The organism is Rhizobium sullae, from assembly GCF_025200715.1.
GTDB classification, from domain to species: Bacteria; Pseudomonadota; Alphaproteobacteria; order Rhizobiales; family Rhizobiaceae; genus Rhizobium; species Rhizobium sullae.
Window position 1 is genome coordinate 1791419 of sequence record NZ_CP104144.1, and the last position, 14993, is coordinate 1806411.

Annotated in this window: 14 protein-coding genes and 1 pseudogene; 6 read left to right on the forward strand and 9 right to left on the reverse strand. The window is 58.6% G+C overall.

The genetic code is table 11. The annotated features are described in order from the left end of the window. The 3 genes from N2599_RS29260 to N2599_RS29270 are packed head-to-tail and all read left to right on the forward strand — an operon-like array spanning position 1 to position 3982. Positions 1 to 1632, forward strand: a complete 1632-nt coding sequence (locus tag N2599_RS29260; RefSeq protein ID WP_027512773.1) for a thiamine pyrophosphate-binding protein — start codon at positions 1 to 3, stop codon at positions 1630 to 1632. Continuing rightward, positions 1604 to 2761 carry an OpgC family protein gene (locus tag N2599_RS29265; protein WP_027512772.1) on the forward strand — a complete coding sequence of 386 codons (1158 nt, stop codon included), beginning with the start codon at positions 1604 to 1606 and terminating at the stop codon, positions 2759 to 2761. Before N2599_RS29260 ends, N2599_RS29265 begins: the two co-directional genes overlap by 29 nt. Positions 2762 to 2770: 9 nt before the next feature. After that, positions 2771 to 3982 (forward strand): CaiB/BaiF CoA transferase family protein, encoded by a 1212-nt coding sequence (locus tag N2599_RS29270; RefSeq protein WP_027512771.1) that lies wholly within the window; start codon positions 2771 to 2773, stop codon positions 3980 to 3982. A 255-nt stretch (positions 3983 to 4237) separates the two neighbouring features. Here the strand turns inward: N2599_RS29270 and N2599_RS29275 are convergent, their stop codons facing one another. The 6 genes from N2599_RS29275 to N2599_RS29300 all read right to left on the reverse strand — a co-directional run bounded on the left by N2599_RS29275 (position 4238) and on the right by N2599_RS29300 (position 8795). Continuing rightward, on the reverse strand, positions 4238 to 4690 hold the full coding sequence (locus N2599_RS29275) for a YHS domain-containing (seleno)protein (RefSeq protein ID WP_027512770.1): 453 nt from the start codon (positions 4688 to 4690) through the stop codon (positions 4238 to 4240). 234 nt (positions 4691 to 4924) lie between these two features. Continuing rightward, positions 4925 to 5710 carry a class I SAM-dependent methyltransferase gene (locus N2599_RS29280; protein WP_037143325.1) on the reverse strand — a complete coding sequence of 262 codons (786 nt, stop codon included), beginning with the start codon at positions 5708 to 5710 and terminating at the stop codon, positions 4925 to 4927. Positions 5711 to 6199: 489 nt separating this feature from the next. Beyond that, positions 6200 to 6655 (reverse strand): DoxX family protein, encoded by a 456-nt coding sequence (locus tag N2599_RS29285; RefSeq protein WP_051336756.1) that lies wholly within the window; start codon positions 6653 to 6655, stop codon positions 6200 to 6202. 64 nt (positions 6656 to 6719) lie between these two features. Then, positions 6720 to 7274 carry a hypothetical protein gene (locus tag N2599_RS29290; protein ID WP_027512768.1) on the reverse strand — a complete coding sequence of 185 codons (555 nt, stop codon included), beginning with the start codon at positions 7272 to 7274 and terminating at the stop codon, positions 6720 to 6722. Positions 7275 to 7407: 133 nt separating this feature from the next. Then, entirely contained in the window at positions 7408 to 8472 is a 1065-nt protein-coding gene (locus N2599_RS29295; RefSeq protein ID WP_245209304.1) for a CE1 family esterase, read from the reverse strand. Further along, positions 8469 to 8795, reverse strand: a complete 327-nt coding sequence (locus N2599_RS29300; RefSeq protein WP_245209303.1) for a cupin domain-containing protein — start codon at positions 8793 to 8795, stop codon at positions 8469 to 8471. The genes N2599_RS29295 and N2599_RS29300 overlap by 4 nt, the downstream gene beginning before the upstream one ends. A 529-nt stretch (positions 8796 to 9324) precedes the next feature. On the opposite strand from N2599_RS29300, the pseudogene N2599_RS29305 reads away from it, so the two are divergent. Beyond that, positions 9325 to 9720: pseudogene (locus tag N2599_RS29305) on the forward strand (cytochrome c biogenesis protein CcdA); the annotation flags it as partial. A 174-nt stretch (positions 9721 to 9894) separates the two neighbouring features. Here N2599_RS29305 and N2599_RS29310 read toward each other — a convergent pair. Next, the gene (locus N2599_RS29310) at positions 9895 to 10359 is read right to left on the reverse strand and encodes a DUF302 domain-containing protein (RefSeq protein ID WP_027512765.1); all 465 of its coding nucleotides are present in this window, start codon (positions 10357 to 10359) and stop codon (positions 9895 to 9897) included. Positions 10360 to 10558: 199 nt separating this feature from the next. Between N2599_RS29310 and N2599_RS29315 the strand changes: the two genes are divergently transcribed. Further along, the gene (locus N2599_RS29315; RefSeq protein ID WP_084606618.1) at positions 10559 to 11377 is read left to right on the forward strand and encodes a DUF3047 domain-containing protein; all 819 of its coding nucleotides are present in this window, start codon (positions 10559 to 10561) and stop codon (positions 11375 to 11377) included. Here the strand turns inward: N2599_RS29315 and N2599_RS29320 are convergent. Then, complete coding sequence (locus N2599_RS29320; RefSeq protein ID WP_051336755.1) at positions 11347 to 12495, reverse strand: NAD(P)/FAD-dependent oxidoreductase; 1149 nt, start codon at positions 12493 to 12495, stop codon at positions 11347 to 11349. The two genes, N2599_RS29315 and N2599_RS29320, sit on opposite strands and share 31 nt — an antisense overlap. Beyond that, positions 12492 to 13082, reverse strand: coding sequence for a TetR/AcrR family transcriptional regulator (locus tag N2599_RS29325; protein ID WP_027512763.1), 591 nt, complete (start codon positions 13080 to 13082; stop codon positions 12492 to 12494). The genes N2599_RS29320 and N2599_RS29325 overlap by 4 nt, the downstream gene beginning before the upstream one ends. Before the next feature lie 319 nt (positions 13083 to 13401). On the opposite strand from N2599_RS29325, the gene N2599_RS29330 reads away from it, so the two are divergent. Beyond that, a complete protein-coding gene (locus tag N2599_RS29330) occupies positions 13402 to 14742 on the forward strand; it encodes an adenylate/guanylate cyclase domain-containing protein (RefSeq protein WP_209444084.1) in 1341 nt (446 codons plus the stop codon). Positions 14743 to 14993: the final 251 nt, after the last annotated feature.

Genomic DNA, 14993 nt, shown 5'->3' on the forward strand with positions numbered 1-14993 from the left:
GTGACCGCTGAAAGCTTCGTAACGCCGAGAGTTGCCGACATCGTCGCCAGGACGCTTCATGCCCATGGCGTCCGTCATGCCTTTGGCATGCCGGGCGGAGAAGTAGTCACGCTGATAGACGGCCTGGAGGCCTCAGGCATCGCCTTTCACCTTGCACGCCATGAAACCGCGGCGGCGATCATGGCGGCAGGCGCTTGCGCGATGACGCAAAACCCGGAACTTCTAGTGACGACGGTTGGCCCGGGCCTTGCCAATGCGGTAAACGGCATCGCCGACGCTGCCCAGGAGCGCGTCCCTTTGATCGTCATATCCGGCATTGTCGACCGTCCGACCCGCGCGCGTTACACCCATCAGGTGATCGACCATGCACAGTTGCTGCGACCGCTGGTCAAGGCTTCTTTCGAGATTGAGCCTGAGAGCGCTGCTTCCACGGTCGCTCGTGCACTCGCGCTTGCCACGACGGAGCCGATGGGTCCCGTCCATCTTGACCTGTCTCCGGCGATGGCTGCCGCGGTCTCGCCAACCTTGAATGTCATTTCGCCTCCGAAGCTTCTGAAGCCCTCGGTAACAGTGACGGATCCAGCCGTTCACACACTTTCCGAAAGGATTGGCCGGGCGCAACGACCACTTTTTATCGCTGGTCTTGACGCGGTGCGAGATCATGCCGGTCCGGCACTCCAGCACTTGGTCGAAAAAATTGGCGCACCGGTTATCACAACCTATAAGGCCAAGGGCATCATCCCCGAGAACCACCCGCTGTCGCTTGGCGCCGCCGGATTGTCACCGCTGGCGGATCAAATTCTACTGAACCTGGTCCGGGATTCGGATATGGTCCTGTTGATTGGATATGACCCAATCGAAATGCGGCTCGGCTGGCTGGATTTCGTCGGAGATCCAGCAAAGCTTGTGGAGATTTCCGATATTGCCCCGGACCACGGCATGCATCATGCCGGAACCAGAATCCAGACTGCACCTCGACCCTACCTACTGGCGCTGGCCGATATTCACGCGGGGCACAAGACCTGGACGACTGGCGAACCCGCCGCCGTGAAAAACGAACTTGCCCGTTTATTCGCAAGCAATGGCAGCTGGGGACCGCATGCAATTATCGAAGCGCTCAATGCAGCTGCCGGTCAGGAATCGATCGTCACCGTCGACAGCGGGGCGCATCGGATTCTCCTGTCGCAGAAGTGGATTGCGCCGCGGTCGATGTCATTGCTGCAATCGGCGGGCTTTTGCACCATGAACGCGGCCTTGCCGCTTGCGATCGGTGCCAAGGTCGCCGATCCATCGCGTCCGGTTTTCGCCGTGATGGGCGACGGCGGTCTTGAGATGGGAATCGGCGAGCTAGCTACGTTACGCGATCTTAATCTGCCTATCACCATCGTGCTTTTTCAGGATCGCAGCCTGGCGCTGATTGCCCTGAAGCAGGCATCCGCCGGTCTGAAATCGGCCGGCGTCACGCTCGGCGAAACTGACTTTGCCGCCGTCGCGCGAGGTTTCGGCGGTTATGGTTTCAATGTGGAGAATTGTGATGACTTCCGTAACGAGCTTGAGGCAGCCCGCGAGCGCGAAGGCTTTACCCTCATCGCCTGCAAATTCGATGCAACCGCCTACGACGGCGCCTTCTGAACCCACCCAGGCGACAGGTTCAGCCCCCCAGAAGGTCAAGCGCCCCCGTGATCCGCGGCTCGACTTTTTCCGTGGTGTCGGCATGCTGATTATCCTTTTGGCCCATATCCCAAACAACGGGTGGGCATTGTGGATTCCGGCGCGCTTCGGTTTTTCCGACGCCACGGAAATGTTCGTCTTCCAGTCGGGAATGGCCTCGGCCATCGCCTTCGGCTCGACCTTCGATCGCAGCGGTGCGGTTGCGCTCATTGCCCGCGTCGCTCAACGTGTCTGGCAGATTTTTTGGGCCCACATTGCGGTCTTTGTCGTCGTTGCTGCCATCATGGTTGTCGCCGGAACCCGCTATGACGGTGTCACCTATGTCGATAGTCTTAACCTCGTACCTTTCATGAAGGACCCGGGCAATCTTCTCGTCGGCCTGCTGACGCTGCGTTATGTGCCGAACTATTTCGACATTCTGCCGATGTACATCGTCATTCTGGCGTTGATGCCGGGAATGATCCTTGCATCAAAGGTCCATCGCTTTCTGCCATTCGCCATGATGGTTGCCTTGTGGCTGGCGACCCAGTTCGACCTGACCGGGCTGCCGGCGGAGCCCTGGTCGGATCGCCGATGGTTCTTTAACCCCTTCGGATGGCAGTTGCTGTTCTTCACCGGTTTCTTCCTGATGCGCGGCGGCCTTCCTGCCCCCGGCTTCGACCGCAGGTTGATGGCCCTTGCGGTTGCCGTCGTGATCCTGACCGTGCCGTTTGCCTGGGTACGGTTCCACGATGCGCATCCAGCCTTCCAAATGGCCGCTACCAAGCTTTTCCCCCTCACCGACAAGACCGACTTCGGCCTGCTGCGCTTCGTTCATTTCATGGCGCTCTGCTATATCGCCGTACATCTCGTCGGTAAGAAAGGCTCGCGGCTGCGCGGCCCTGCCGTGCGCGTTCTGACGGTAGTTGGTCAGCAATCGCTCGCCGTCTTCATCACCGGTATTGTGATTGCCCAGCCGATCGGTATTGCGCTTGATCATGCCGGTCGCACCACTTCTGCAGAGGCAATTGGAAACCTGATTGGCTTCGGCGTGCTCGTAGGAACCGCCTATCTCGTACGCTGGTTCAAGAGTTCCCCCTGGAAATCGTGAGAATCCCTAATGTCTGACCATCAAAAACCCGCCAGCCTCGAAGGTCTGCGCATTCTCGACCTGTCGCGGATTCTCGCTGGACCAACCTGCACGCAGCTGCTCGCCGATCTCGGTGCCGACGTCGTCAAGGTCGAGCGGCCTGATACTGGCGACGACACCCGCAGTTGGGGGCCGCCCTTTGTGCCGGATGCCGACGGTGGCGACAGTGATCTCAGCGCGTATTTCCTGTCAGCCAACCGCAACAAGCGATCAATAGCCATCGATCTCGCCAGCGATGAAGGTGTTGCACTTGTCGAGCGGCTGGCGGCTGTCTCGGACGTGGTGATCGAAAACTACAAGCCGGGCGATCTCTACCGGCGCGGACTCGGCTATGAGGATATTCGCAAGATCAAGCCGGATATCGTCTGGTGTGCGATATCCGGTTTCGGTCAAACCGGACCCTATGCCGAGCGAACCGGCTATGATTTTCTCGTCCAGGCGATGGGCGGCATCATGAGCATCACCGGCGAAAGCAATGCGGCCGGTGGCCGGCCCCTCAAGGTCGGCCTTGGCATCGCCGACGTGATGTGCGGCATGTATGCGACCGTCGGCATCCTCGCCGCTCTGCGCCATCGCGACCGCACGGGCGAAGGCCAGTATATCGATCTGGCGCTTTATGACACGCAAGTTGCCTGGCTTATCAATGCCGCGACGAACCATCTGGTTTCGGGAAAGGTGCCAAGTCGGATCGGCAACCGGCATCCCAACATCGCTCCCTACCAGACCTTTACAACGGCTGCTGGTGAAATCGCCATCGCAGTCGGAAACGATCAGCAGTTCGCCCGCTTCTGTACGGCGATCGGCTGTCCCGATCTGGCGGGCGACGAGCGGTTTCGCCGCAACCGTGATCGCGTTGTTAATGTCGATGCACTGGACCGGCTTGTGACCGAGGCTCTACAAGCCGACACCGCCGAAAACTGGGAGCAGCGCCTTGTCCATGCCGAAATCCCTGCGGGCCGGGTCGCCACGATCGATCAGGTCGTGACCAATCCGCATACCTTGGCGCGTGAAATGATCATGCCCATGGAAACAGTGGACGGACAAACCGTCCACCTGCTCGGCAACCCACTCAAAATGTCCGCAACTCCGGTTCGTTTCGATCGGGCGCCGCCGCATGTCGATCAGGATAAGGACGCCATCCTTCGCGAACTCACGATGCTCGAAGCTGCTCGCCGGACTTAAACTGTCGCTTGATCGTGTCGCGAAAAAGGTCTTTGCGAAGGACGCCGGAATGGGTCGTCTTGCCGATGACAGGGCGACGTGCCGACAAAGTTGAGGGCGAGCGCTTGATTGCCATCTCGCTTCTGACGCACTGTATTCGCGATCTCGTTGAGCCTGGCGTCACCTTCGCTCTGGGCGGCCGGCGTCGTCGTCATCAACCTGAAAAGGTCCCTATCCGCAACCGGGCGGGTAGGTGGTTCATGTTGGCATCGGGACTTACGGATCAGGTTGTGCCCTGACCTTATCCCAGTTTGCGTCGGCCTTTTTGATATACCCGCTGACGTCCTGCCTCCACGTCTTGAGGACGCTGTCATTGTAGTTGAGGTAGAGCTTGCCATCGACCACGGTAAAGGCTTGGGGTTCGGTCGACGCCTTGTGGCCTTGCGCCGTTCCAAAGGCGCAATAACCGCCATACTGCGGAGCAAAATGTCCCGGGTTGGCGGCGAATGCACCGCGATGTGCGGCGGATGCAAAGTGGAACGTCGCCCCTTGGTAGGTTGCCGTGTATTTGTCCGACCCTTTCACCGGCTTATGGTCGGTGAAATAGGCGACGGGATCATAGCCGTTGATGGCCACTCCATTCGTCGTAAAAATCTCCGCGGAATAGCCGACAGAGGCGAAGGAAAGTGCCGCCGCAAGCGGCAGAATGGGACGTAATGAGATCGTCATGGTGTTATCCTTCTGTTGAACGAAAGCGACCTGCCTTCTTCGTCACGGGATGCGTAGACGTTACATCCAGGCTGTTCACACCTTTGTGTGGAGAGGGATGGACCGATTACACACCTGTCGCCAATCCGGGACAGACAGCCATGTCATAAGCAGTTGGTCCAACGGGCCAATTCCTTACGCGCCAGGGGGCTTTGAAACAGTCTGCACAACATTGCGACAAATTGGAATGAGTGATTACCGTCTCGTTCCCACGGCTAATACCACCGTCGAGCGGAGCACAACCCGGTTGTCCGTTGCAATCCGATCGACCACCGTTAAGATCGCGTCATCCACCCGGCGACGGTCATTGTCATCGAGCGTGGCATAAGCACCCATGTAGCCGTGCAACTCTCGAACGTCGTCAAGATAGGACTGGCCAGCGGGCCCCTCCCAGACGACCTCGATCTCTTCAATCTCGAGCGCGGAGAGGCCTGCTCCCTTGAGCTCCGCGCGCAGTCGGTCCGGGTCCGCAAGCGTTGTGAACCCCTCGGGTGGCGCCGGCGGTGCCATATTCGGGTAAACGGCACGAAGCGCTTCCGCCATAACAAGGAAGGGGCCACCGCCAGGCAGCTTGCGCCACGTCGCAACGCATGCTTTACCGCCCGCGCGGGTCACGCGAACTTGTTCCGCAAGCCCTCGCCGCCAGTCAGGAAAGATGCTGGCGCCAATCAGCGAGAAGGTCGCATCAAAGCCTTCATCTTCGAGGACGAGCTTCTGCCCGTCCATCAGCCGGGCGCCGCTTGCCGGGAAAGGAGCGAGCCGTTGCGACAGAAGATTCACCATACCCGGCGCATTGTCGACAGCGAGCACCGCCGCGCCGCGCAGGGCCGCAGGCACACTCAGCGCTCCCGCCCCAGCTGCAATGTCAAGTACCTGCGTTCCCCATCGAATGTCTCCGACCCGATCCAGCGCGGCAGCGGCGATCTGGCCTGTATTGCGGTTCGCCGTCATCTCGTAGACGCGTGCGAAATCGTCCGTCATGTGGGGATGTTCGACAGTTGGCTCTGCCCGGGGAATCCAGGTTGATTCCGCATCACTTCTTACCGTCGGCCTGTCTGAATTCTGCATCTTAAACTCCCTCGTGTGGAACAATCAATTCATCGGCTCACACAGTGATCGACGCTGGCTGCTCAGTTTGATAACAGTCTGTCGTCAAGGTCATTGGTCTTTCCCTTGATACTTGGTAGCGACACTCCTGTTACGTCTGTCCGCACTGGAGCATCACATTTCGGGACTTCACGACCGCGTATGCGTCTGTCTGAACATGAGTTCATTGCGAACACATCGAGAGCGCCACTTCAATTCCAGCTCCCGGATTTTGCGGTCCTTCTCGGACACTTCCCTGATCATCTGCTCCATGCGGGCGTCGGCCGTGCGCGATATCTCCCAGAGAGCAGGGCGGCGATGATCAGCCGTGACATGACATGAGCCTCGGAACGGAAGGGGAGAGCGTTGACGACTTTCGTGTCCTCAGTCGCGGTCGACGAGGATCTTGCTGACCAGCGCCACGATCTGGTCGCGATGCGCCCAGGCTACCATCACGCTCAGCGCGAAGAGCACGATCGCGGGGACGGGCGAGCCCGGCAGCACGAAGAGATGGGTCAAGGTGGCGCCAACCATGATCGCGGCGAGCAGAAGCGCACCGAGCGAGGCCACAGCCGGGACGAATAGCGCGGCCGCGCCGATCAGCTCGAGTGTTCCGGTGAAATACCGAAACCACTGCCCGAGCCCGATCTGCTCGAAGTTCTGAACCAACATCGGCAGGCCGTAGAGGTTGGCGCTGCCGGCGGCGATGAAGGCCGCAGCAAGGAGAAGCTTGACGCTCCACAGTCCGATTTGACGCCAGCGCGGCGCGGGCTGCTCTGCCCGGGGGATCCAGGTTGATTCCGCCTCATTCTTTATCGTCGGGCTGTCTGAATTCTGCATGGTAAACTCCCTCGTATGGAACAATCAATTCTACGGCTGCGCATGCGTCTGTCTGAACATGAGTTCATTGCGAACACATCGAGAGCGCCACCTTCAATTCCAGCTCCCGGATTTTGCGGTCCTTCTCGGACACTTCCTTGATCATCTGCTCCATGCGGGCGTCCGGCGCGCGCGATATCTCCCAGAATGTCACGGTGAAAATCACAGGTACGGTGGCGGCAGTTCTATCGTCGATAGCTGCCAGTTGATCTGACTGCTGCGATGGACTTTCCGTCGCGACACGGCCCCAAAGCTTGAGAGTGCAACCGGCGCCTGTATCGCAGCGAACGAAGGCTTCCACCGCCGCTTCGCGTCGGACAACGGTGCGGCGAAACGCCGTGCTTTCGACGTGTATGCGAAACGTGGATCCATCGATGACATGGGGAAGCATCGCAACACTCGACACGGTCTCGAACACAATCCCGGGGCGTATCCGGGAATAATCGATCGCCAACTCCCGATGCGCCTGAACCAGATGAGCAATGCTCGGAGTGATCGCCTGCCCCCAGACGGCCGCGCCTTCTCCGAAATGATGAACAATAGCATGGCCGATGTTTGGACATGTAATTGACTGCAGCATGAGGGTGTTCCTTTGTAATCCTCGAACGATCCGTCAGCATCGCGTCGGATCAGGTTTCGCGACCTTGCTGCCTGCTAATTCGTGGGAATGCAGGCGGTTGTTACAAAGGATCTTCGTTTTTTTGCAGCCCGGTTCATTTGGGAAAGCCCACCGCTGTCAGGCCAGCATCAAGCATATCGGCCCGTGCCTCATGGCCGTCGTTATGGATGCACATGACACTGTCGCCCCGAATGCAGTCCGGGACATCGTCGCACTCGATGCTATCCAGCGTGACTTTCTTCGCAGCCTTCATGTCGCATTTGGCGCGCTCACGCAGAATGGCCAAGCTTTTGAGCGCATCGCCTTGATGGAATTTGGTGCCAATCGCCCGACCGGCGAGCGGAAATGTCTGATCCGCGGTCCCATGAAAATGTACCATTGGAGGAAGATCGGCGACGCAGTCATCCGGTTTTGGAAGAGGATTCCAGAACACGCCGGAGAAAGTCACCATCGCCGCGGCTTTCTCCCCCTGCTGGCAGGCGGTGTACCAAGCCATCGATGCGCCGATGGAAAAACCACCGATCACCGTCCGGTCCGGGGTAAAACCGTAGCGTTGCCGCAGGTCATCAAAGACATTCGCGATGAACGCCATTTCATCGCGACCCTGGCTGGGGCCGTGTGGAAAAGACCACCTCCCCTCGATGCCATCGACGGCTACATAGGCCAGATGATGCGCGAGCGTCATCTCGATCAGGGAGCGTTGCTGCATCTGCAACCTAGCGGAGCTTTTGAAACCATGGAAATAGACAAAGACGCCGCGAATGTCGCCATCTTGCGGCAACTCGATCCGATAGTTTCCGTCCTTGACCGTACAAGCAGTCTGCGCTCCGCAGAGCATTGCGGAAGAAACAGTAAGAGGCATGACGGCGATGAGGAGGAGAGCAGCGAGCGGGCATGTGCGCATGAAGGTATCACCGGTGCTTATAATGAGAAGTCTGTCAGAGTCCTGATGAGTGGCGAGCAGTTTGCGCAAGACATGTGCAATAGCGTGCGGGACCGCGTCTTCACGTCTGGTGTGTTGTGCCGACGCTGCAGGGAAAGTCTGGATCTCAGGTGCAGATCGTCGGCGTAAGCGCGCCCACGCCCCTGGCTTGTCGACGCAGGTTTCGTCGAAGAGCGGCTCTCGTCCAATGGCGACAGGTCCGACCTGCCAGGTCAAGCATTGCTTTTGCCGTCAGGCAGGTCAATGCCGATCGCAGCCTGATCCTCGATACTGCCATTCCGGAAACCATAGACGGCCGCGGTTCGGACGAAATGAGCGAGCCGGTCCAGCGAGACATCTGCGCTGTCTTGAGAAGCACTAACCGTTCCGAGGAAGTTCGCCATGCGCGATGTGGTTACCAGTACCAGCGAAACCTCATCCGGGCCATCATTTCTCATTGCGTGCGGTTCGTTCGGAGCAACTTCTATAATTTCACCCAGCCCATACGTCTGCCAGCTTCCTTCGAGCCATGCAGTAAATCTTCCTTTGACGATTACCATCGTTTCCCGGTCGCCGTGCCTATGAAGCGGTACGACCGTACCCGATGGCGCGATACTTCGGATGACGACGTAATCTTTCCGGTTTCGAGCCGAGAGGTCGACAAGCGGCCCCATGATATCGCGCATTTGCGCTCGCTGCCCCTCGAAAGTCGCGGATCTTGTCATCGAATACACTCCTTTATGCAAGTAAGGACGCTTCGAAGTGTTCTACCGAGCGCAGCGTGATTGGTGCCCATAAATTGTTCCTCAAGTTTGGTGGCCCTGCGCGCGGAAACCAGAAACGTTCCGGCCGCGCGGTGACCGGGAAGGAGGTGGGAAGTCCGTGTCACAGCAGGTATTTCGCGCGCGGGTCGCTGATCGTTACATCGGACGGCAAAAAAATGTCACCTTGTCCTGTGTGAATTCCGTCCACGTCGCTTTCGTCTCCGCCCTCGGCCAATCGGCTACGCGTTCCTTGCCGTGACCGCTTCTGAGTTCAGCCATTCGCGAAGTTCTGACCCGTTAGGAAAGGCGGACGCAGTGTCGGTGACGCCTTGGCGGTTTTGCCGCAACGGGGCTGAAGGGCCAGTTCGCTCTTGGCCTTTTGCTTGGTGCAGTCTGGGGTCCCTGCGTCGGCCCGAGGCGTGGCGCTGCCTCGGTTCTCGCGGCACAGGGGAAAGATCTCGGGCAGGTGGCGAGCGTGATGACCGCTTTCGGCATAGGGGCCGCCGCCCCCCCCCTGCTCCTCCTGGGTCTCGCATCCCGGGAGGTCATGATCCGCTGGCGGGACAAGTTGCTGCGTGCAGGTCAAGGCGGCAAGGCGGTGCTCGGTGGTCTGCTCTTCGTTATCGGACTTCTGATCCTGACTGGCCTCGACAAGCGGCTGGAACCTCTTTTGGTGGAGGTCTCTCCTGCGTGGCTCACGCAGCTCACGACACGCTTTTGATCGATAGGGGGCGGGGCAGGAAACAAATAAGCGAGATGGCCGATTATCAGTGGCCGGGCAGTCTTTCGATTCCGCACGACTCGCTCCCGCAAGCGTCTCGGAAATCCTCTGTTCCTCCATCCGATGGGCTGAAAATCCTGCCATAGGCGGGAGGCTCTCCCAACTCAAGATACATCACCGCTTCGCAGCTGCATCGGTGATTGCGTTGAGGGCGGTCGTCATCTTGTCCATGATGTCCCGCTTGTTCTCGATCCCGTGAGTGTCAGCGATCCGCGACGGCGGCCAATACCCGATCTGCACCTTGTTGCTTGCATCTTGCCAGACCAAGACGCGTAGAGGCAGATCAAGCCCCGCTGTCTGCCGGCCTTCCATCAGCGGCGTCCCAAGAATCGGATTGCCAAAGATGAGCACTGTCGTCGGCCGCAATTTGAACCCGCTTGCATTGGCGGCGGCGGCATGATCGACAATAGCGACGATTTTGGCACCGCGCTTTTCAATCTCGGCCTGGAGATGTCGTACCGTTGTTGCGAAATCGACCGCGCTTTCCTTCACGATTAAATCCGGGCTTTCGGCGTGAGCAGCCTGGTTAGCGACTGTCATGATGATCATCGCGGCCGTGGCAACAAGCGCTCGAAACATTCCATCCCTCCTTGGTCCGATCTTAACGTCGAACCCGATCAAGTTTCCCGCCTCGGTGAACACAATCACGCGAACTTCGGGCAGAGAATATTGTGCATATTAGAACATATGATCTAAAAAATCATGCCCTCGTTTCCATAAGGCCGGCGACGAAGCCCTCTGGGGGCGCAGTTACGGATCCTTTCAATGATCGGAAACTATGAGCTTGTTTCAGATGTTCGCGCGCCATTGTCGAGTTTTTGGGAGCCATTGCGCAAGCGACGGCTTTAAGAAGCAATGCGGCTTTCCCGACGCCGATTCCCATATAACTACTAAAGGATCGAGCGGCCAATGGCTGAAGCGGCCTGACGTCTTAGCTCAGGCCCTGAAAGGCTTGGGCGTTGCTCTCTCCCTTTTTTTCGTGAGCCCTGCCATGCCGCAATCGGCGAATGGCGACATTCATGTTGGCCGCTTTTCCCAAGGTTCGCTGTCAAGCTGGAGCAGCCGCTCATTCAAAGGCGAAACCAAGTATGAATTCGTCAAGGATCCCGATTTGGGTTCAACTGTCCTCGCCGCCACGGCTGACGCCGGGGCTTCGGGCCGCTACAGAAAGATAAAGATCGATCTCACCAAGACGCCGTTTTTGAACTGGTCGTGGAAGGTGACGCAAATCTTTCCGGACGTTGACGAGAATGTGAAGTCCGGGGACGACTTTCCGGCTCGCATCTATGTGGTGATCGAGCGTGGCCTTCTTGGGACGCGGTCACTCGCTCTCAACTATGTGTGGGCCAGTCGACATCGTGTGGGAAGTGAATGGCCGAGCCCCTACACCACTCAGGTTCTGTTAATGGCGACCGACAGCGGCACACAAGGGCTCGGATCGTGGGTTCGCCATAAGCGTAACCTCAGAGAAGACCTGAAGGGGGCATTCCGCGAAGACATCACGGAGATCGACGCCGTTGCAATTATGACGGATGCCGACGATCACAAGGGACGCGCACAGACCTATTACGGCGACATCTGGTTCAGTGCCGAATGATGGGTAGTTTTGCTACCCGGTCGGTAGCCATCGACGAAGCGCTGATCGATCCAGCGCTTGAGCCAAAGAGCAGGTGGGCCTTTGAACCATACGGGGCCGCGGATCATCACTGCCGATCTATGCCCGAGCCCGATAATGGCGAGGAACCGTCGTTGCGGCACAAATGGAATCGGCGGCGTGCCCGACAGGGCGGCGGCGAGATTGGCGAACAGGATGGGCGCCTGCCGCACGGCATAGACACCAGCACGCGGCAGAGAACGCCCGTCAAATGCCACGCAGTCGCCGACGGCAAAGACAGAGGTATCCCCAGCAGATCTAAGGAAGCGATCCACGATCAATGCCCCGTCACCGTCGACTGGGAGGCCAAGCCTGGCCGTAAGGTCGGGGGGCATCAGGCCCGTGGCATTGATGATGATATCGCAGTCCTGGGGCGTTCCACCATCGAGCAAGACGCCGCATTCCTTGATCGAAGTGACCGCGACCGGCCACCGGACGTCGATGTTGGCCGTACGAAGGTGACGCAAGAGCGCCGCTGCGGCACCGCGCGGAATGCGCCTTAGCGGCTCGGAACGGCTGTAGACCGTGATATCCATGCAGTGCCCATGCCGGTCGGACAGGGCACGAAGGTTGGCGGCAATCTCGATGCCGGTCACGCCGCCGCCGACCACTGCGACGCGAAGCGGATCGGTGTCGGCGCCGCGCCAATATTCCTCGATCCGTTGTCGAAGCTCAACGAGGGAGCGAACCGGTTTCACGGCGTAGACAGATTGTCCCATCCCGGGCAACGGCGGCGGCACGCTTCCCAGATTGAGCGAGAGGAGGTCGGCTCCGATCCGTCGCCCTCCTTCGAGCACCACCTCTCGCGCACTGCGGTCGAGTGCGATCATCGTACCACGATGAAGCGTTGCGCCAGTGCCGTTTACCAGCGCACTGACGTTGACATGATCCGCTTCTGGCGGGAAAAGCCCGCCGAGCATTCCGGTCGCCATGCCAGAGTACCAGAAGTCGTCCTGCGCGACGACGGTGACCTCAGCTCCTAAGCGTACGAGCGCGCCAATATTCTTCAAGATATGGAGATGGGCGTGGCCCGCCCCTACGAGTACGATGCGCTTGCTCACGGGGCCTGCCAGCGTTCAACCATGGCGACCGCCGACCGGGCGATGCTGCGAAGCCGGTCTTGATCTCCACCCGCTCGCGCCAAGACCCGAAGCGTGATGACGGCAGATAAGATCAGACGGGCTGTCGCGCGCGCGTCTCTCGATTGCTGATGGTTCGGGCTTGCAGGAAGGCGTGCCAGCGCGCGATAGAAGCCGTCCTCGATTTCGCGCAGGCTTTCCTCAATCAGCTCAGCAAGTTCCGGATCCCAGGGTGCCACCTCCATCGCCGCATTGACGAGAAGGCAGCCACGACGGTCTTCTAGCGAAGCCTCTATGAGACGGTCGAAAAACGTTCGGATCCCGCTGATCGGGTCATCGCTGGCATCAAGCTCCGCGACCCGTCGCCGCGCATAGGTGTCGAGGTAAGTTTCCAGACAGCGCTTGAACAGGGAACGCTTGTCGCCAAAAGAATTGTAAAGGCTGGCGCCGGTGATCGACATCGCGCTCGCTAAATCCCGCACAGATGTCGCCTCATAGCCGCGACGCCAGAACTGGTCCATTGCCGCAGCCAACACTGTCGGCTGATCAAATGCTCGCGGTCGTGCCATCTGATTTTCTCCCGACCCACTTCATTTTTCCAGTCCCGGCCAGATTGTGATCCAATAGTTTTAGATCGGTTGATACAAAACGCAACGGTTTCTCGACTGCCGCAGCCTAAACTGGCCTCGGATTCATTCTGAGCCGTGAATCCATGCGGGGAGGCGATGTAACCCCGGACACTCTTCCGCAACGGGGCTCTGTAACTTTTGACCCCATCGAAGCGAATTACAATATGGTCGCTGTAATCGGCGGCGTGACCAACGAGAGAGTCCAAGCATGCGTGGAATGTACCATCGGATGCGCTCGGTGATATTGAGGTGCTGGTTGGTGATCATTGATGCATTGATCGGAACGGCGACGCCTGGTTTTGTTTCCGCGAGAATTCAGTCTGCCATCGCTCGGGAGCAGCAGAACGGCGAAATTCTGATTGGTTGGGTCCAGGCGGCAATTATTCTCGTTTGGGGCTTGCTATACGCGGTTTCGCGCAAGACGTTTCCAGCGGATGCCTCATTCGAGCCGGTACCCTGGACACTTGCTTTCTATGCGATCTTCCTTTCTGTCCGGCTTTGGCTCGCCTACGAGCGCCGATCCGGCGACTGGTTGGTCGCGATTTCAATTATTGTCGACATCGCCGTTCTGATGCTTCTGATCTGGAGCTTTCACATTCAATATAGGCAGCCGCCGGCCTTTTACCTTAAAGCACCGACGCTTCTTTACATTTTCATCTTCATCACTCTGCGGGCGTTGCGTTTTGAGGCGCGCTGGATCTTGTTGGCGGGATCGGCAGGCGCTGTCGGCTGGTTGCTCCTTGTGTTGTATGCGATCACAAACGAGGGAGGCAAAGGTCCGATAACCCACGACTACGTGCTGTACATGACGTCTCCGACCGTGCTGCTGGGGGCCGAGTTCGACAAGATCATTTCAATTCTAATGGTGACGATCGTCCTCGCCGTTGTATTGCAGCGCGCGCGTAGGCTCTTGGAGCGCGCTGCGATCGATCATGCAACAGCAGCTGAGCTTTCTCGCTTCGTCGCTGCTGACGTGGCGGAAACGATCCGTGGAGCCGAGACGTCGATCCAGCCCGGGCAGGCGGAAATTCGGCCGGCGGCAGCTGTGTTCATTGATCTACGCGGCTTCACAGCTCTTTCCCATCAACTCCCGCCGGCGGAGCTGATGAGCCTTCTGGGTGACTATCAGAGGCGGGTAATACCGTTGGTGCAGTCGCATCGCGGATCGATCGACAAGTTTTTAGGTGATGGGATTCTGGCGACCTTCGGGGCGGTCCTTCGTAGCGAGACGTACGCGGCGGATGCGCTGCGAGCTATCGATGTAATTGTCTATGACCTCAACGAGTGGCGATCGCAGCGTCGAGCGGCCGGCTTGGCGGCGCCCGCCATAAGCGTTTCGCTGGCGACAGGCGACGTGCTTTTTGGCGCCATTGGGGACGAGACGCGCCTCGAATACACCGTTATCGGTGATGCGGTGAACACGGCGGCCAAGCTCGAAAAACACACAAGGGTGGAGCAGGTAACTGCTCTGACTGACTTGGCAACCTCCAAGCTGGCACTTGCCCAAGGATATTCCGCACCGCGGTCGCGGGAAATTCGCAAACACCGCCGCATCAACGGCATCGAGCGTCCCCTGGATCTCGTCGTGATTGCAAAATGACGTGCTGAACTCTGGTCCGATAGATCTAGGGACGAACGTGCATATGCACCTACCAAAACATCACGTCTCACCAGCGGGATCGGGCTTTTTATCCATCGGTGGCGGCGCAGAAATTACGACCCTTGGTTGATTGGCACTGCGGCAGGCAATCACAATGGCGCGATCACAAGACTCTCGGCTTGCCAAGTAACTCTGACATCGTCAGTTTTAGATCGAATGATCTAAAACTGCTAATACGACTGTTGAAACGA

Bases quoted from the DNA above. Each gene is read 5' to 3' on its own strand.
- N2599_RS29310 (WP_027512765.1), bottom strand. From the start codon at position 10,359: ATGTTTCGAGCGCTTGTTGCCACGGCCGCGATGATCATCATGACAGTC.
- N2599_RS29300 (WP_245209303.1), bottom strand. From the start codon at position 8,795: ATGGTAATCGTCAAAGGAAGATTTACTGCATGGCTCGAAGGAAGCTGG.
- N2599_RS29270 (WP_027512771.1), top strand. From the start codon at position 2,771: ATGTCTGACCATCAAAAACCCGCCAGCCTCGAAGGTCTGCGCATTCTC.
- N2599_RS29265 (WP_027512772.1), top strand. From the start codon at position 1,604: ATGCAACCGCCTACGACGGCGCCTTCTGAACCCACCCAGGCGACAGGT.
- N2599_RS29315 (WP_084606618.1), top strand. From the start codon at position 10,559: ATGAGCTTGTTTCAGATGTTCGCGCGCCATTGTCGAGTTTTTGGGAGC.
- N2599_RS29280 (WP_037143325.1), bottom strand. From the start codon at position 5,710: ATGACGGACGATTTCGCACGCGTCTACGAGATGACGGCGAACCGCAAT.
- N2599_RS29285 (WP_051336756.1), bottom strand. From the start codon at position 6,655: ATGCAGAATTCAGACAGCCCGACGATAAAGAATGAGGCGGAATCAACC.
- N2599_RS29275 (WP_027512770.1), bottom strand. From the start codon at position 4,690: ATGACGATCTCATTACGTCCCATTCTGCCGCTTGCGGCGGCACTTTCC.
- N2599_RS29290 (WP_027512768.1), bottom strand. From the start codon at position 7,274: ATGCTGCAGTCAATTACATGTCCAAACATCGGCCATGCTATTGTTCAT.
- N2599_RS29325 (WP_027512763.1), bottom strand. From the start codon at position 13,082: ATGGCACGACCGCGAGCATTTGATCAGCCGACAGTGTTGGCTGCGGCA.